This is a genomic window from Saccharopolyspora ipomoeae (genome assembly GCF_029952525.1).
Taxonomy (GTDB): domain Bacteria; phylum Actinomycetota; class Actinomycetes; order Mycobacteriales; family Pseudonocardiaceae; genus Saccharopolyspora; species Saccharopolyspora ipomoeae.
The window spans coordinates 12,684-27,082 of record NZ_JASAOF010000002.1 but is presented as its reverse complement, the minus strand read 5'-3'; the positions used below and the strand labels follow the sequence as shown (position 1 = coordinate 27,082).

At 71.4% G+C, this 14,399-nt stretch carries 13 protein-coding genes; 4 read left to right on the top strand and 9 right to left on the bottom strand.

The genetic code is table 11. The features are described from left to right. Positions 1-9 precede the first annotated feature (9 nt). A complete protein-coding gene (locus QFW96_RS03575; RefSeq protein ID WP_281454055.1) occupies positions 10-1,113 on the bottom strand; it encodes a PrpF domain-containing protein in 1,104 nt (367 codons plus the stop codon). A gap of 119 nt (positions 1,114-1,232) precedes the next feature. On the opposite strand from QFW96_RS03575, the gene QFW96_RS03570 reads away from it, so the two are divergent. Continuing rightward, positions 1,233-2,186, top strand: coding sequence for a LysR family transcriptional regulator (locus QFW96_RS03570; protein WP_281454054.1), 954 nt, complete (start codon positions 1,233-1,235; stop codon positions 2,184-2,186). 5 nt (positions 2,187-2,191) lie between these two features. Here the strand turns inward: QFW96_RS03570 and QFW96_RS03565 are convergent, their stop codons facing one another. The 4 genes from QFW96_RS03565 to QFW96_RS03550 form a co-directional block, all read right to left on the bottom strand. Further along, on the bottom strand, positions 2,192-2,974 hold the full coding sequence (locus tag QFW96_RS03565; protein WP_281454053.1) for a sulfite exporter TauE/SafE family protein: 783 nt from the start codon (positions 2,972-2,974) through the stop codon (positions 2,192-2,194). Between the two features lie 11 nt (positions 2,975-2,985). Next, positions 2,986-3,558, bottom strand: a complete 573-nt coding sequence (locus QFW96_RS03560) for a rhodanese-like domain-containing protein (protein WP_281454052.1) — start codon at positions 3,556-3,558, stop codon at positions 2,986-2,988. Between the two features lie 26 nt (positions 3,559-3,584). After that, positions 3,585-4,994: a rhodanese-like domain-containing protein gene (locus tag QFW96_RS03555; protein ID WP_281454051.1), complete on the bottom strand. Its 1,410-nt coding sequence runs from the start codon at positions 4,992-4,994 to the stop codon at positions 3,585-3,587. A gap of 75 nt (positions 4,995-5,069) precedes the next feature. Next, positions 5,070-5,339: a metal-sensitive transcriptional regulator gene (locus QFW96_RS03550; protein WP_281454050.1), complete on the bottom strand. Its 270-nt coding sequence runs from the start codon at positions 5,337-5,339 to the stop codon at positions 5,070-5,072. Between the two features lie 108 nt (positions 5,340-5,447). On the opposite strand from QFW96_RS03550, the gene QFW96_RS03545 reads away from it, so the two are divergent. Beyond that, the gene (locus tag QFW96_RS03545) at positions 5,448-5,963 is read left to right on the top strand and encodes an isochorismatase family protein (protein WP_281454049.1); all 516 of its coding nucleotides are present in this window, start codon (positions 5,448-5,450) and stop codon (positions 5,961-5,963) included. A 16-nt stretch (positions 5,964-5,979) separates the two neighbouring features. Beyond that, positions 5,980-6,723, top strand: a complete 744-nt coding sequence (locus QFW96_RS03540; protein WP_281454640.1) for an enoyl-CoA hydratase-related protein — start codon at positions 5,980-5,982, stop codon at positions 6,721-6,723. Positions 6,724-6,786: 63 nt separating this feature from the next. Here the strand turns inward: QFW96_RS03540 and QFW96_RS03535 are convergent, their stop codons facing one another. Then, positions 6,787-8,295, bottom strand: coding sequence for an MFS transporter (locus QFW96_RS03535; protein ID WP_281454048.1), 1,509 nt, complete (start codon positions 8,293-8,295; stop codon positions 6,787-6,789). Between the two features lie 305 nt (positions 8,296-8,600). Here QFW96_RS03535 and dapA point away from each other — a divergent pair, with 305 nt between their 5' ends. After that, a complete protein-coding gene (gene dapA, locus QFW96_RS03530; RefSeq protein WP_281454047.1) occupies positions 8,601-10,994 on the top strand; it encodes a 4-hydroxy-tetrahydrodipicolinate synthase in 2,394 nt (797 codons plus the stop codon). 52 nt (positions 10,995-11,046) lie between these two features. Here the strand turns inward: dapA and QFW96_RS03525 are convergent, their stop codons facing one another. Genes QFW96_RS03525 through QFW96_RS03515 form a run of 3 tightly spaced genes read right to left on the bottom strand, consistent with a single transcriptional unit; the run spans position 11,047 to position 14,386 of the window. Continuing rightward, positions 11,047-12,168, bottom strand: a complete 1,122-nt coding sequence (locus QFW96_RS03525) for a mandelate racemase/muconate lactonizing enzyme family protein (protein ID WP_281454046.1) — start codon at positions 12,166-12,168, stop codon at positions 11,047-11,049. 14 nt (positions 12,169-12,182) lie between these two features. Further along, a complete protein-coding gene (locus QFW96_RS03520; protein ID WP_281454045.1) occupies positions 12,183-13,286 on the bottom strand; it encodes a mandelate racemase/muconate lactonizing enzyme family protein in 1,104 nt (367 codons plus the stop codon). Further along, positions 13,283-14,386, bottom strand: a complete 1,104-nt coding sequence (locus QFW96_RS03515; RefSeq protein ID WP_281454044.1) for an alcohol dehydrogenase family protein — start codon at positions 14,384-14,386, stop codon at positions 13,283-13,285. The genes QFW96_RS03520 and QFW96_RS03515 overlap by 4 nt, the downstream gene beginning before the upstream one ends. Between the last annotated feature and the right edge of the window lie 13 nt (positions 14,387-14,399).

The following is a 14,399-nucleotide window of genomic DNA, read 5'->3' as shown; positions in this document are numbered from 1 at the left end:
AGCGGAATGCTAAGCGGGAATCGGCTCGGGGACCACGATGTCGGCCGCGCACAGGATGCGGGCCGCGCGGCGGACGGTGACCCGCCCGGGTCCTGACGTGGTGATATCACCGCTGGTGACGGCGATGACACCGGCTGGAGTCGCGATCCGCAGTTCACTGCGGCCGGGCGAAGCGGAGGCCGCGTGCACCACGGAACCGTCGAGGAGGTTGGCCGCGGCCACGCCGACGGCCGAGGTGAGGCCGATCGCGGGGTGCGGCGCGTTCATCGACAGCATCCGCACCGACACGTCGTGCTCGGCGGCCGAGACCTCGTCGCCGAGCGTGGTCCGGTAGTCCCGGGGCGGGCCGACCAGACCGACCTTGGGCACCGCGTCGGTGATCGGATCACCGGGCGCGGTCAGGCCCATGCGCAACGCCGCGCGGTGGCGGAACCGCCGCAGCGGCTCCACGAGTTCACCCACCTCGCGGAGGTTCTCGGCCCCGGTGAGGCCGTCGGCGCGCAGCAGCACCATCGGCGCACCGGCGTCGATCATGGTGACCCGGGCGCGCAGGCCCTCGATCTCCCAGTCCTCGACGACCTCGCCACCGGGCAGCAACGCACCCGTGGTGCCGCCGGCCGGGTCCAGGAACGTCAGCCCGACCGCCACTCCCCCGGCTCGCGTGCCGGGAACGGTCTGGGTGCCGAACTCGGGCACCTGACCGCCGGGGGTGTCGACCTCGGCCTCCAGGACCGCGCCGGTGTTGGTGTTGCGCATGACCACCCGCGTCCGGTCACCGGTGGCCGCGACCAGTCCGCGCGCCACCGACCACAGCGCGATCGCGGTGGCGCAGTTGCCGCAGTTGCTGCCCCACTCCACCCGCCCGGTCCCGATGCCGACCTGCGCGAACAGGTAGTCCACGTGCGCGCCGGGCGTGCCGGAGGGACGCACCACGGCGGCCTTGGACGTGGTCGGGGTGGCCCCGCCGATGCCGTCGAGCTGGACCGGATCGGCGGCGCCGTAGGCGTTGACCAGCAACGCCTCGATGTCGCCCACCGGCGTGGGCAGCTCGGCCTCGTCGAACAACCAACACTTGCTGGTGCCGCCGCGGACCAGCGTTGCCGGAACGTGCACGCCAACCTTCTTCCTCGCTCCGAATCGTTGGCGCTCACCCTGACAAGACCCCTGACTTCAGTACAATGTTCGAATCCTTACCCATCCTTAAGCTGAACTAACACCTCTTGGGAGCGCCCGTGCTCGACGTCCGCAGAGTGTTGCTGCTGGTGGAGGCGGCGGAGCTCGGATCCCTGACCGCCGCGGCCGACGTCCTGGCGATCACGCCCTCGGCCGCCTCGCAGCAGATGTCCCGGTTGGAAGCGGAGGTCGGCCAGCCGCTCCTGCACCGGTTGCCGCGCGGCGTCCGGCTCACCGACGCGGGCGCCGCCCTGGCCGAGCGGGGGCGGGCGATCCGGCGCGAATTGCGGGGCGCGCAAGCGGATTTGGAGTCGCTGGCCCAGCTCGACCGGGGCACGCTGCGGCTCGGTTCGTTCCCCACGGCCAGCGCGTCGCTGCTGCCGCTGGCGCTGACCCGCTTCTCCCGCAAGCACCCGGGTCTGCGCACCTCGGTCCGCTCGGCGCTGTTCGACGACCTGCTGGACCTGCTCGACACCGGCGAGATCGAGCTGGCGCTGCTGTGGGACTACGAGTGGAACCGCACCGACGAGCAGTCGCTGCAGGTGGAGCACCTGCTCGACGATCCGACGGTGCTGGTGGTCCCGGCGAACTCGGAGCTGCTGGAGGAACCGCGCATCAGCCTCGCCGACCTGGCCGGGCAGGAGTGGATCATCCGCGCCGACAACCACCCGGTCGCCGAGGTGCTGCGGCGCAGCTGCCGCCTGGCGGGGTTCGAACCCCGGATCTCCTACGAGTCCCACGACTACCAGGAAGCCCAGGCGATGGTGGCCGCCGGGCTGGGCATCGCGATCGCCCCGCGCCTGGCCCTGACCAACCGCAGGCACGACGTCCGACTGGTCCACTTCGCCGACGACGTTCCGGCCCCGACCCGCCGAATCCTGCTGGCCCGCACCGCGAACCGCCCGCCGACCCCGGCGGCTTCGGCGATGACCGACATCATGCGCGCCGTCGCCCAGCGCTTCACCGACTCCAACCTCAACCGCACCCAACTCGGCACGGTGCGCACCGGCTGAGCGGCTCAGCCGAGCGCCGCCGGATCGACGACGGCGGCTGCGGCGACGAAGACGGCGACCGCGAGGACGACCACGGCGAACCCCCGGCGCACCGCGGCGGGGTCGAGCCTGCTCGACGCGCGGGCGCTGACGACCGAAACCCCTGCTGCGGCACCGGCGAACGCGAGCAGGACCCCGTAGTCGACCTGCTCGGCGGCACCGGTGTGGGCGGCGAGCCCGGCGACCGAGTTGATCAGCACGACGACCAGCGAGGTGGCCACGGCTTCCTGCGCTCCCAGCCCGAGAAGCAGGGCGAGCGCGGGCACGATCACGAATCCACCGCCCACGCCGAACAGACCGGTGAGGACACCGACCGCCGCACCGGCCAGCAGGGATTTCGGCAGGCAGCTGCGCCAGCGCACGCCGCCGTCGCGGGTGCGGCAGGCGCCGACGCGCTCGTCACCGCCGCGCAGCATCCGCACGGCCACGACGAGCATGAGCGCGGCGAAGGCCAGCAGCAGCCAGCGCTGCGGTATTCCCCGTCCGAGCCCGGCACCGGCGAAGGCGGCCGGGATGCCGGCCGCGCCGAAGACCAGCGCGACCGGCCACCGCACCGCGCTGCGGCGTTGCCGGGGGATCAGCCCGCCCGCCGCCGACAGCGCCACGACGGCCAGGGACGTGGGGATGGCGGTCTGCAGGGGTTGCCCGACGCCGTAGACCAGTGCGGGGATGGCGAGGATCGACCCGCCCGCGCCGAGCAACCCGAGCATCAGACCGATGACCGCACCGAAGACCGCTGCCAGCACCAACGGAGCTCACCTCATCCGTTGGTCAGCGCGGCCAGTTGCGCCCGGGGGTTCGAGCGGGGCGCGCGGTTGTGCGGCAGCAGCGACAGCGCCCTGGCCATCGCGCAGGTGTCGGTGACGGCGGCGAAGGTCAGGCCACCACCGACGAATCCGGCCAGCCACTTGGCCTTCTCGTAGCGGGTGCTGACCAGGACGCCGGTGAGCACGAGCAGCCCCGCCGCCAATCGCACCTGCCGTTCCATCGCCCACGTGCCGCGACCGCGGTGGACTTCGCCGTCGCCGTCCTCCCAGGCAGCGATCCCGCCGCGCAGGACGCTGATCCGGTGCCACCCGGCGCTGTCGAGCACCGCCCGGGCCTGCTCGGCTCGGTTGCCGGAGGCGCAGACCAGCACCACGTCGTCATCGTGGTGCGCGGTGAGCTCGTGGTGGTGTTCCCGCAGCAGGTCCAGGGGAACGTTGTGCGAACCGGGGATGCGCGCGGCGGCGAACTCACCGGGGGTGCGGACGTCGATCAACCGAACTCGGTTGTCACCGAGCAGTTCTCGCAGTCGCGCGGGATCGACCGGGGTCGACGCGGAGGGGGTCATGCCGTGGGAATCCTCTCGTTGGTTTGTCAGCTGCTCATCGGGACGCCGGCCTCGGCGGCCCTGCCGAAGTGGTCGTCGACGAGGACGACCGCGCGTCCGGCGGCCTCCAGCACGGAAGCCGCGGCCGTGGCGCGATAACCGCTGCCGCAGTGCACCCACACGACACCGGCGGGCACCTCGTCGACTCGCTGCGCCAGTTCGTAGAGCGGGATGTGCACGGCGTCGACGAAATGGGAAGCGGCGAACTCGTTGTGGGTCCGCACGTCCAGCACCACGTCCGGAGCGGGCAGATCGCCGGGTTCACCGCGCAGCGCGGCAGCCAGGTCGGCGAAGCTCGCGGTCCGGGTGCTGCGCACCTGACCCGGGTCCGCGGCCAGCTGGTCGGGTGTGCCGACCGCCGCTCCGGCGAACTCGTCGATGCCGATGCGCGCGAGCTCGCGCTGCGCCTCGACGACCTGCTCGCGGGATTCGCCGAGCAGCGTGATCGGCGCACCCCACTCGATCATCCATCCCAGCCAGGTCGCCATCGGACCGTCCAGGCCGAGGCTGACCGCGCCCGCCAGGTGCGAGACCACGAACGCCTTGCGGGAACGCAGGTCCACGACCCATTCGCCCGCGTCCAGCCGCTGCCGCAGCGCGTCCGGTTCGGCCCGGGAGGGCGCGCGCAGGTCCAGCGGCGCCGGGCCTGCGCTGTTGCGGACGCCCATGTGCGCGTAGTAGGCCGGGTAGGCGTCCAGGCCCGACAGCGTCTGCCGGACGAAGTCGCCCTCCCCCAGCGTCAGCGCCGGGTTGCTGAGCTTCTGCTCCCCGACCGTCGCCGAATCGCCCGAGGCCTGGGTGGCGGAGCAGAAGCTCCCGAACCCGTGGGTGGGCCAGATCTGCGCCCCGTCGGGAAGCAGTTCGGCGAGCCTGCGCGCGGAGCTGTGCTGGTGACGGGCCAGCTCCTCGCTGTGCTCGGCGCCCAGCAGGTCGGTGCGGCCGGTCGTGCCGAACAGCAGCGAACCACCGGTGAACACCCCGACCGGGCCGTCGGCGGATTCCAGCACGTAGGACAGGTGGTGGAACGTGTGGCCGGGCGTGGCCACCACGCGCAGCCGCATCCGGGCGGACAGCTCCACGACGTCACCGTCGGCCAGCCCGCGGCCCGCGAAGGGCAGCTCGTCGGCCGCGGCCACCCCGTACTCCGCGCCGGTGAGCCGGGCCAGTTCCAGGCCCCCGGAGACGTAGTCGTTGTGCACGTGCGTCTCGACGACCAGGACGATGCGCGCACCGACCCGACCGGCCGCGGCCAGCACCCGGTCCACGTCGCGCTGCGGGTCCACCACCACCGCGACCTCGCCGTCGGAGGCCAGGTAGCTGCGGTCGCCCAGCGACGACGTCTCGATCACCTCGACGGTCGGCCCGCCGAGCCGTTCCCCCTCGTCCAGCGACGTCACGATCACTCACTCCTCCCTATACCCCAGGGGGTATGCAGTAGACGCACTTCTCCCCTGGATCAACTGCGCGCTCGCTCAGGCGAGCGCGAGGAACAGCCGCTCCAGCTCCTGCTCGGTCATCGGCGGCTCGTCGCCGTCCTCCCTGGCCTGCTGGCAGTGCCGCATCCCGCTGGCCACGATCTTGAACCCGGCCCGGTCCAGCGCACGGGAAACCGCCGCCAGCTGGGTGAGCACCTCGGCGCAGTCGCGCCCTTCCTCGATCGCCTCGATCACGCCGCCCAGCTGACCGCGTGCCCGCTTCAGCCTCGTCAGCGCATCGCCGACCATCTCCGGCTTCATCTCCACGGTGACTCCCTTCGCTCACACCAACGTAGCAAACCCCCTGGGGTATTCCTCGGCCGCCGTCGAGTGTTCCGCGCGACACCGCGGAGCGAAGTTGTCTAGGGTCGGGCCATGCCCGTGCTGCGCGCCAACTCGTCCGTCCTGCTGGTCGTGGACCTGCAGGAACGGCTCATGCCCGCCATCGCCGAGGGCCCGGCGGTGCTGGCCAACGCGGCTCGCCTGATCCGCGCGGCCGGGCTGCTGGGGGTGGACGTGCGGGCGACCGAGCAGAACCCCCGGGGACTGGGTCCGACGGTCGGCGAGATCGCCGAGCTGCTGCCGCGACCGGCTCAGCCGAAGACGTCCTTCGCCGCCGGGATCGACCCCGGCCCCGGGGCGGTCGTGGTGGCCGGGTGCGAGGCGCACGTGTGCGTCCAGCAGACGGTCCTGGACCTGCGCGAGCGCGGGCGGGACGTCGCCGTGGTGGCCGACGCGGTGGCCAGCCGGGTCGGATCGAACCGCGACCGCGCGCTGGAGCGGATGCGCGACCACGGCGTCGACGTGGTCACCACCGAGATGGTCGTGTTCGAATGGCTGCACGACAGCGAGCACCCCGCCTTCCGCGAGGTGCTCGACCTGATCAGGTGAGGAGGCGGCGTTGACCGTGCGAGTGGAGGGCACCGGCCCGGCGCGGACCATCACGATGAACCGGCCGGAGAAGCGCAACGCCTTCGACGGCGAGATGACCCGGGCCCTGGACGCCGCGCTCAACGCGTTCGAGGACGACGACTCCGCCCGGGTCGCGGTGCTCACCGGCGGCGAGGACTTCTTCTCGGCGGGAACCGACATCCGCGCGTGGGCAGGTGAGCCCACCGAGCGCGGCGGGCCCTACGGCATCGCCGGGCGCGCGCTGACCAAACCGGTGATCGCGGCTGTGGAAGGCGCCGCAGCGGGCGGCGGGTTCGAGATCGCGCTGTCCGCAACCATGATCGTCGCCTCGACGTCCGCGCACTTCTCCTTCCCCGAGGTCGGCCTCGGCCTCATCGCCGAGTGCGGCGGCCTGTTCCGGGCCCCGCGCGCCCTGCCGCTCAACATCGCCCGCGAGCTCCTGCTCACCGGCGAACGACTCCCGGCCCAGCGCGCCCACGACCTCGGTCTCGTCAACCGCCTCACCGAACCGGGACGGGCGCTGGCGGAATCCCTGTCGATGGCCGAGCGCATCGCCGCCCAGGCCCCGATCGCGATCCGCGAAACCCTGCGCGCCGTCGAATCCGCCCACCCCGCCGACGACGAAGCGGACTGGGCCCGAACCACTCTCGCCAGAACGCGGGCCCGCGACTCCGCCGACGCCACCGAAGGCGTCGACGCCTTCCTCACCAAGCGAGAACCCCGCTGGACCGGAGCGTAGGCCCGACCCGAAGGAGCACGCGGTGTGAGGGCGCCGACCCGGCGCCCTCACACCGCGGGTGGTTCAGACGCGGTCGTCGACCTTGGGCAGCGGGGCGAGGAGCATCGTCGAGGTGTCCAGGCGCTCGTCGAGGTCCTGGCCTTCGACGAGTTCCCGGGCTTCCCCGGCGGTGGACACCACCGGCACCGAGCCGCGCAGCGGGCGGGAGGCGGTCTCCCGCATGAACAGCGCGGCGCCCAGCGCGATGAGCGAGAAGAACATGACGTAGAAGGCAGGCGCGTAGGTGTTGCCCGTCAGCTCCACCAGGAGCTGGGACACCAGCGGGACGGTGCCGCCGAACAGCGACGTCGCGATGTTCTGCACGAAACCGACCGCGCAGTACCGCGACGCGGTCGGGTACAGCTCGGCCATCACCGCGGCGTTCATGCACAGGAACAGCGTCGAGGGGATCATCACCAGCCCCAGCGCGACGTAGAGCGCCCACGTGCTGCCGAAGTTCATCAGCGCGAACGCGGGCACCAGCAGCACCAGGTTCCCTACCGCGGCCATCAGGTAGACCGGCCTGCGCCCGAGCTTGTCCGACATCCGCGCGAACACCGGCAGCAGCAGGGCCTGCAGGATGAGGATGACGACGGTGGCGACCGCGGTGTGCACCGAGGCGATGCCGACCTGGGTCTCCAGGTAGGTGGGCATGTAGCTGGTCAGCGTGTAGGACGAGGCTCCGTCGGCTCCGATGAGGGCGATGCCGATGAGCACCTGCGGCCAGTAGTGCTTGAGCACGCCGGGCAGCTTGTGGCGGGTGAACATCGGGTTGGCCGCCTGCTCGACGGTCTTCTGCTGGGCGGCCTCGAAGCTCGGGGACTCGTCGACCCGGTTGCGCAGCAGGATGGCGATGATGCCGAGCACGAACGCCAGCAGGAACGGCACCCGCCAGCCACCGCTGATCATGGCGTCCGGTCCCCAGAAGTGGGTGGCGATCCCGCTGGTCAACGCGACCACACCGGCACCGGCCGCGAAGCCGAGCTGCGAACCGCTGTTGAGCAGCGAGGTCCAGAACCCGCGGGTCCGGTCCGGGGAGAACTCCGCGACGTAGGTCGCCGCTCCGGCGTACTCACCGCCCGTGGAGAAGCCCTGCGCCATGCGCATCAGGTACAGCAGGACGACGGCCCACACGCCGATCTGCCCCGCGCCCGGCAGCACGCCGATCACGGTGGTGGCCACGGCCATCAGCCCGATGGTGAAGAGCATGACCTTGCGGCGGCCGATCTTGTCGCCGAGCGGGCCCAGGATGATCCCGCCGAGCGGGCGGACCAGGAACGACACGGCGAAGCCGAGCAGCGTCACCAGAAGCCCGACCTTCTCGTCCATGCCCTCGGTGAACACCTTGCTCAGCGTGACGGCGAGATAGCCGTAGACGCCGACGTCGTACCACTCGATGAAGTTGCCGACTCCGGCGCCGATCTGCGCCCGGATCAGGGCCGGCTTGTCGACGACGATGCAGTCCTCCTCGCGGAGGCTGCGCGCGCCGTTCGACCCTCCGATGTGGTCGTCCCTGCTACCTGGATCGGACATCTTCGTCCTTTCGTCGCTGACAGCGAAGGCGGGCCGGTTCTCACGTCACCACGGAGACCCACCCTCCATATGTGTTCATATTCCGAACGTAGTGACCGAAAACATTGACAGGGATCGCGCAGGCAAGTCAAGGAGTTCCGCGACCTTGACTCCCGCAGCGCGCCAACCGTAGGTTCCTCTGCGAACGTATTGTTCATTTTTCGAACACCTGTAGGTGTCGGAGCTCGACGTGCGGGAGCACCACCGCGCGGTCGGGCGCGCCGGATTCGATCCGAAACGCTGACGAACCGAGGAGCTTTCGAAGGATGTCGCCGCAACTGGGCGGAATTCTCACCGCCCTGCCCACCCCGTTCGCCCCGGACGGGAAGATCGACGTGGACGCCCTGTCGCGGGTGGTCGAGCGCAACATCGACGGGGGTGTCGACGGTCTCGTCGCCTGCGGCTCGACCGGCGAGTTCGCCGTGCTCAGCGAGCAGGAGCGCATGCAGGTCGTCGAGACCGTCGTCGCCCAGGCCGCCGGGCGGGTCCCGGTCGTGGCCCAGACCGGTGCGGTGAGCACCGCCGAGGCCATCCGGCTGTCCCGCCACGCGCAGCAGGTCGGCGCGTCGGTGGTCATGCTGGTCACGCCCTACTACGAGCCGCTCAGCGAGGCCGAGACCGCGCACTACCTGCGCACGGTCGCCCAGAGCGTCGAGATCCCGGTGATGCTCTACAACCTGCCCGGCGTCACCGGCGTGGACCTCTCCCCCGAGACGATCGGCGAGCTGGCCCGCGAGGTCGACAACATCCGCTACGTCAAGGACACCAACGCCGACATGTCGCGGGTGCGGCAGCTGATCCACCGCTACGGCGACGTGATCAGCACCTTCGGCGGCTGGGACACCCTGATCCTGGCCACGCTCACCGAAGGCGCGGCCGGGGTGGTGGTCGGCAGTGCGAACATCGTTCCGGCCGAGCTGGTTTCGATCCACCGCGCGTTGCAGGCCGGGGAGCTGGACCGGGCGCGCGCCGAGTGGTCCCGGCTCTACCCGCTGATGGAATCCCTGATGACGGTGCCGTTCATCTCCGCGGTCAAGTCGATCCTGGGCTCGCTGGGCCTGCCGGTGGGAGTCCCGCGCAGCCCGCTGATGGAGCTCGACGCCGACACCGCCGACCGGGTCGCCGCCGAGGCCGCCGGAGCGCTCGGAGCACCGGCACCGGTCCGCGCGACGACCGGGTCGGTGCGGCGCACGAGCGATGCGCGTCCGCTGGTGTCGCAGGCGGATCTGGCGCCGTCGCGGCACTTCGTCGACGGCGGGTACGTCGACTCCACCTCCGGGCGGGTGCTCGACGTCGTCGACCCGTGCTCCGAGCAGGTGCTGTGCCGCACCCCGGACGGCACCGCCGAGGACGTCGACCGGGCGGTCGCCGCGGCCGTGGCCGCGAAGGCGTCCTGGGCGCGGCGCGTCCCCAAGGACCGCTCGGACGTGCTGCACGCCGTCGCCGACCGGGTCCAGGAGCACGCCGACCTGCTGGCGAGGCTGGAATCGGCCAACACCGGCAAACCCCTCGCGGTTTCCCACGACGACATCGCGGGCACCATCGACACGTTCCGGTTCATGGCAGGCGCCGTGCGGGCCGGCACCTCGATGGCCGCCGACGACTACCTCGACGACCACCTGTCGGTCATCCGCCGCGAGCCGGTCGGCGTGGTGGGCGTGGTGACGCCGTGGAACTACCCGCTGATGATGGCGGCGTGGAAGATCGCGCCGATCCTGGCCGCGGGCAACACGTGCGTGCTCAAGCCGTCCGAGCAGACACCGGTGACCACCCTGAAGTTCGCCGAGCTGGTCGCCGACCTGATCCCGCCGGGCGTGCTCAACGTCGTGACCGGACGAGGTGACGTCGTCGGCGCGCGGTTGTCCTCGCACCCGGACGTGGACCTGGTGGCGCTGACCGGATCGGTCAGCAGCGGCCGTGCCGTGGCCCGCGCAGCGGCCGAAGGGCTCAAGCGGGTGCACCTGGAGCTCGGCGGCAAGGCGCCCGTGGTGATCTTCGAAGACGCCGACCTCGCGCTCGCCGCCTCCACCCTGCGCACCGCGGCGTTCTGGAACTCCGGGCAGGAGTGCGGCGCGGCGTGCCGGGTCCTGGTGCACGAGTCCGTGGCCGACCGGTTCGTCGACCTGCTGGTCCGCGAGGCGGCCACGCTGACCGCCGGTGAACCGACCGTCGACGGCGTCGAGATCGGCCCCGTGGTGTCCCGGGCGCACTTCGACCGGGTGCGCGGCTACCTCGAACGCGCTCAGCGCGACGGCGCCCGCGCGGTGCTCGGCGGTGGCGCGCTGGAAGGCCCCGGCTACTACATCGCGCCGACGGTGCTCGTGGACGTGCCCGAGGGCGCCGAGATCGCCCGGGAGGAGGTCTTCGGGCCGGTCGTCACGGTGGAGACCTTCCGCGACGAGGACGAGGCGATCCGCCGCGCCAACGACGTGCCCTACGGCCTGTCGGCGTCGGTGTGGACCGACGACGCCCGCCGTTCCCACGACCTCCCGGCCAGGCTGGACGCGGGAACGGTCTGGGTGAACTCGCACCTGGCGCTCGCGAACGAGGTCCCCTGGGGCGGGTTCAAGGGATCCGGGTACGGCCGCGATCTGTCGATCTACGCCCTGGACGACTACTCCCGCACCAAGCACGTCATGCACCACCACGCGCGGTCCTGAACGCGCGAAGAGGGGCGGTGGTTCCGGAGAACCACCGCCCCTCTCGTCGTTCCTAGCTCCAGACCTCGACCGGCTCGCCCAGCTCCTCGACGTGCACGTCGATGCCCAGACCGGGGCGGTCCGGGACGAGCACGCCGCCATCGGTGATCGGGGCGTCGAACGCGGCGGTCTCGACGCTGACCATGTCGCGGCTGTCGAGGACGCAGCGCAGCGCGTGCTTTGGCACGGTGGCGGCCAGGTGGGCCACCGCCGCGAAGGCGATGGTGGAACCCACGGTGTCCTGCACGCTGACCGTTACCCCGGACGCCAGGGCGATGTCGCGGTGCCGGCGCCCACGGGTGAGCCCGCCGACCTTGGAGACCTTCAGACCCATCCCGTCGGCCGCATCGCGGGTGATCATCGTGATCAGGTCGTCCTCGTGCTGCACCAGCTCGTCGAGCACGATCGGGACCGGGCAGCGCTGCCGCAGCGAGAGGGTCTCCCGCCAGGTGCGGCACGGTGCTTCGAGGACGAAGTCCAGGCCGTCCGGCAGCATCCGCAGCATCCGCAGCCCGGTCTCGGGGGTGAGCCCGCCGTTGGCGTCGGCCAGGAAGAACTCGCCCGGCCTGCGGTCGGCCAGGCAGGCGGCGATCCGCTCCGCGTCCAGCGCGGGCCCGCCCTCGGCGTCCAGCGCCCCGATCTTGATCGAGTGGCCGAGGTAGCCCTGCTCGCGGTGCTGGGCCACGCGTTCGCGCATCTCGGCCGGGGTTCCCGCGTAGATCGAGGAGATCATCGGCAGCCGATCTCCCGTGGAACCGCCGAGGAGTTCGCAGACCGGCAGGCCGACCGACTTGCCGAAGACGTCCCAGCAGGCCAGGTCGATCGCGGACTTGGCGTGGTTGTGCCCGACCAGCGCGGCGTCCATCGCCTCGTTGACCCGGTCCACCTGGCGCGGGTCGCGGCCCAGCAGCCACGGCGCGATCTCGGCGATGCCCGACCGCGCGCCGAGCCCGTGCGCGGCGATGTAGGTGGAGCCGAAAGGCGTGCTCTCGCCCCAGCCCTCGATCCCGTCGTCAGTGACCACCCGGACGAAGGAGCCGTCGAAGCTCCGGTACTCCCGGCCCCCCGACAGCCGGTACACCCCGCCCGCGTAGGGCAGGTCCCGCTGGTACAACTCGATCTTCTCGATCTTCACCGAACAACCGCCTCTCAGAAGGACGCCACCGGGGCGCCGAAGACCGTCTCGTCCGGGGTGATGCCCAGACCTGCCCCCTGGGGGCGCTTGATGTGCCCGTTGTCGGCGACGATGCCGTTCTCCGGGTCGTAGTGGCCGTCGATGTGGTCGGCCGCGAGCCACACCCCTTCCAGCAGCTCGGGGTCGACCGTGGCCCCGAGGTGGGTGCAGGCCGCGGCGATGATGTCGCCGCCCCACGAGTCGTCGCAGGTGTGCGGCAGGTTCCGCGCCGAGCACAGGTCCCGGAAGGCGCGCATCGGGTGCAGCCCGCCGAGCCGGGTGATCTTCATGCCGAACCCGTCGACGAGCCCGGTCCCGGCCGCGCTGATCGCGGCGTCCAGGCTCGTGCCGTTCTCGTCCAGGTAGAGGGCGTGAGCGAGCTGCGGGCGGATCTTGCGGATGTCTTCGACGGTGTTGCAGGGCTGTTCCATGATGAGGGGGACGTCCGGGCATTCCCGGCTGATGCGCAGCGCGTCGCGCGTGGTCAGGCTGCGGTTCCCGTCGACCGCCAGGCGCACGCCCGAACCTCGCAGGACCTCCCAGACCTTGCGGATGGTCTCGACGTCCTGCTCCACCGGCCGCCCGCCGACCTTCACCTGCAACCGCGGATAGCCCTGGTCGCGCTTCTCCGCGGCGAGGCGTGCGGTCTCGTCCGGATCGCCGACGATGGTCGAGTAGTAGGACGGGACGCTGTCGGCGAGCGCTCCGCCGAGCAGATCGGCGACGCTGACGCCGAGGTGCTTGCCCAGCAGGTCGTGAGCGGCGATGTCGATCGCGGCCTTGGCGTAGTTGTGCCCGTGCAGCAACCCGTTCATCCGCCGGTGCAGCGGAACCGGGAGCACCTCGCCGCCCAGCAGGCCGGGTGCCATCTCCGAGATCGCGGCGACCGCACCCGCCGCGTGGGACTCGGCGTAGGTGGGGCCGACCGGGCAGGTCTCGCCCCAGCCCACCAGGCCGTTGTCGGCGACGAGCTTGACCAGCGTGGTCCTCAACGCCCAGACCTCGGCGTGAGCCATCCGGTACGGACCGTCGTGGACGGGCAGGCCGTGGCTGTAGGCGTGGACTTCGGCGATCCTCAAACGTCTGCCTCCGGCATCGTGAGCACGAGCTTGCCCATGTGCTTCTTGCTCAGGAACTCCTCCTGAGCGGTCCCGATCTCGTGGAGCGGGAACACCTTCGCCACGTGCGGCCGGAACTCGTCGGCCTCGACGTAGGACAGGAGGTTGGCGAACACCTCGTCCTTCTGGAACGTGCAGCCGGCCAGCGTCAAGTCCTTCAGGTAGAGGGTGCGCAGGTCGATCTCGGCGATCGGCCCGGCGATCGCGCCCGCGGTGGCGTAGCGGCCGCCCTTGCGCAGCACGTCGAGGAACGCGGGCCACTGCTCGCCGCCGACCAGGTCGACCACGACGTCGACCGATTCCGTCCCGAGCTCGGCGACCAGGTCGGCGCTGCGGTCGACGACGCGGTCGGCTCCGAACGCGCGCACCTCGTCGGCCTTGGCGGGCGAGCACAGCGCGATCACCGTCGCCCCGCGCCGCTTCGCCAGCTGCACCGCGGCCGAGCCCACACCACCGGACGCACCGGTGATCACCACGGTTTCCGCGCCGAGACCGACGCGGTGCAGCATGTTCTCGGCCGTGGAGTAGGCGCACGGCACCGCCGCGAGCTCCACGTCGGACCAATCGCAGTTCACCGCGTGCGTCTCACGGGCGGGCGCGACCGCGAACTGCGCGAAACCACCGTCGCACTCGCTGCCGAACGTCCAGCACTCGTAGGGCCGGTAGTCGACGTAGCTGCGCAGCATGTTCCGCACCAGCACCCGCTCCCCGATCCGCGCCCGGTCCACGCCCTCGCCCACCGCGGCGATGCGACCGCAGCAGTCGGCTCCCTGGATCCGGGGGAACTCCAGTGGTTTCCCCGACCAGGACGCGTCGGCGTCGTCGACGGAGTCGAACCCGCCCGCTCCCCCGGTCCCGGTGGACCGCGCGACCGATTTCGAGTACCAGCCGATGCGGGTGTTGATGTCGGTGTTGTTCACCCCGGCGGCCGAGACCCGGATCAGGACCTCCCCGGGCCCGGGTTCGGGCACGGCGACATCGGTTCGGTAGTCGAGCCGGTCGATGCCGCCGTGGCCGGTGAGCTGCACCGCGTGCATGGTGCGTGGAAGGGAATCCGCCATTCGTGCTCTCCTG

Coding starts and splice junctions, on each gene's coding strand:
- QFW96_RS03560 (WP_281454052.1), bottom strand. CDS start 3,558: ATGACCCCCTCCGCGTCGACCCCGGTCGATCCCGCGCGACTGCGAGAA.
- QFW96_RS03545 (WP_281454049.1), top strand. CDS start 5,448: ATGCCCGTGCTGCGCGCCAACTCGTCCGTCCTGCTGGTCGTGGACCTG.
- QFW96_RS03535 (WP_281454048.1), bottom strand. CDS start 8,295: ATGTCCGATCCAGGTAGCAGGGACGACCACATCGGAGGGTCGAACGGC.
- dapA (WP_281454047.1), top strand. CDS start 8,601: ATGTCGCCGCAACTGGGCGGAATTCTCACCGCCCTGCCCACCCCGTTC.
- QFW96_RS03515 (WP_281454044.1), bottom strand. CDS start 14,386: ATGGCGGATTCCCTTCCACGCACCATGCACGCGGTGCAGCTCACCGGC.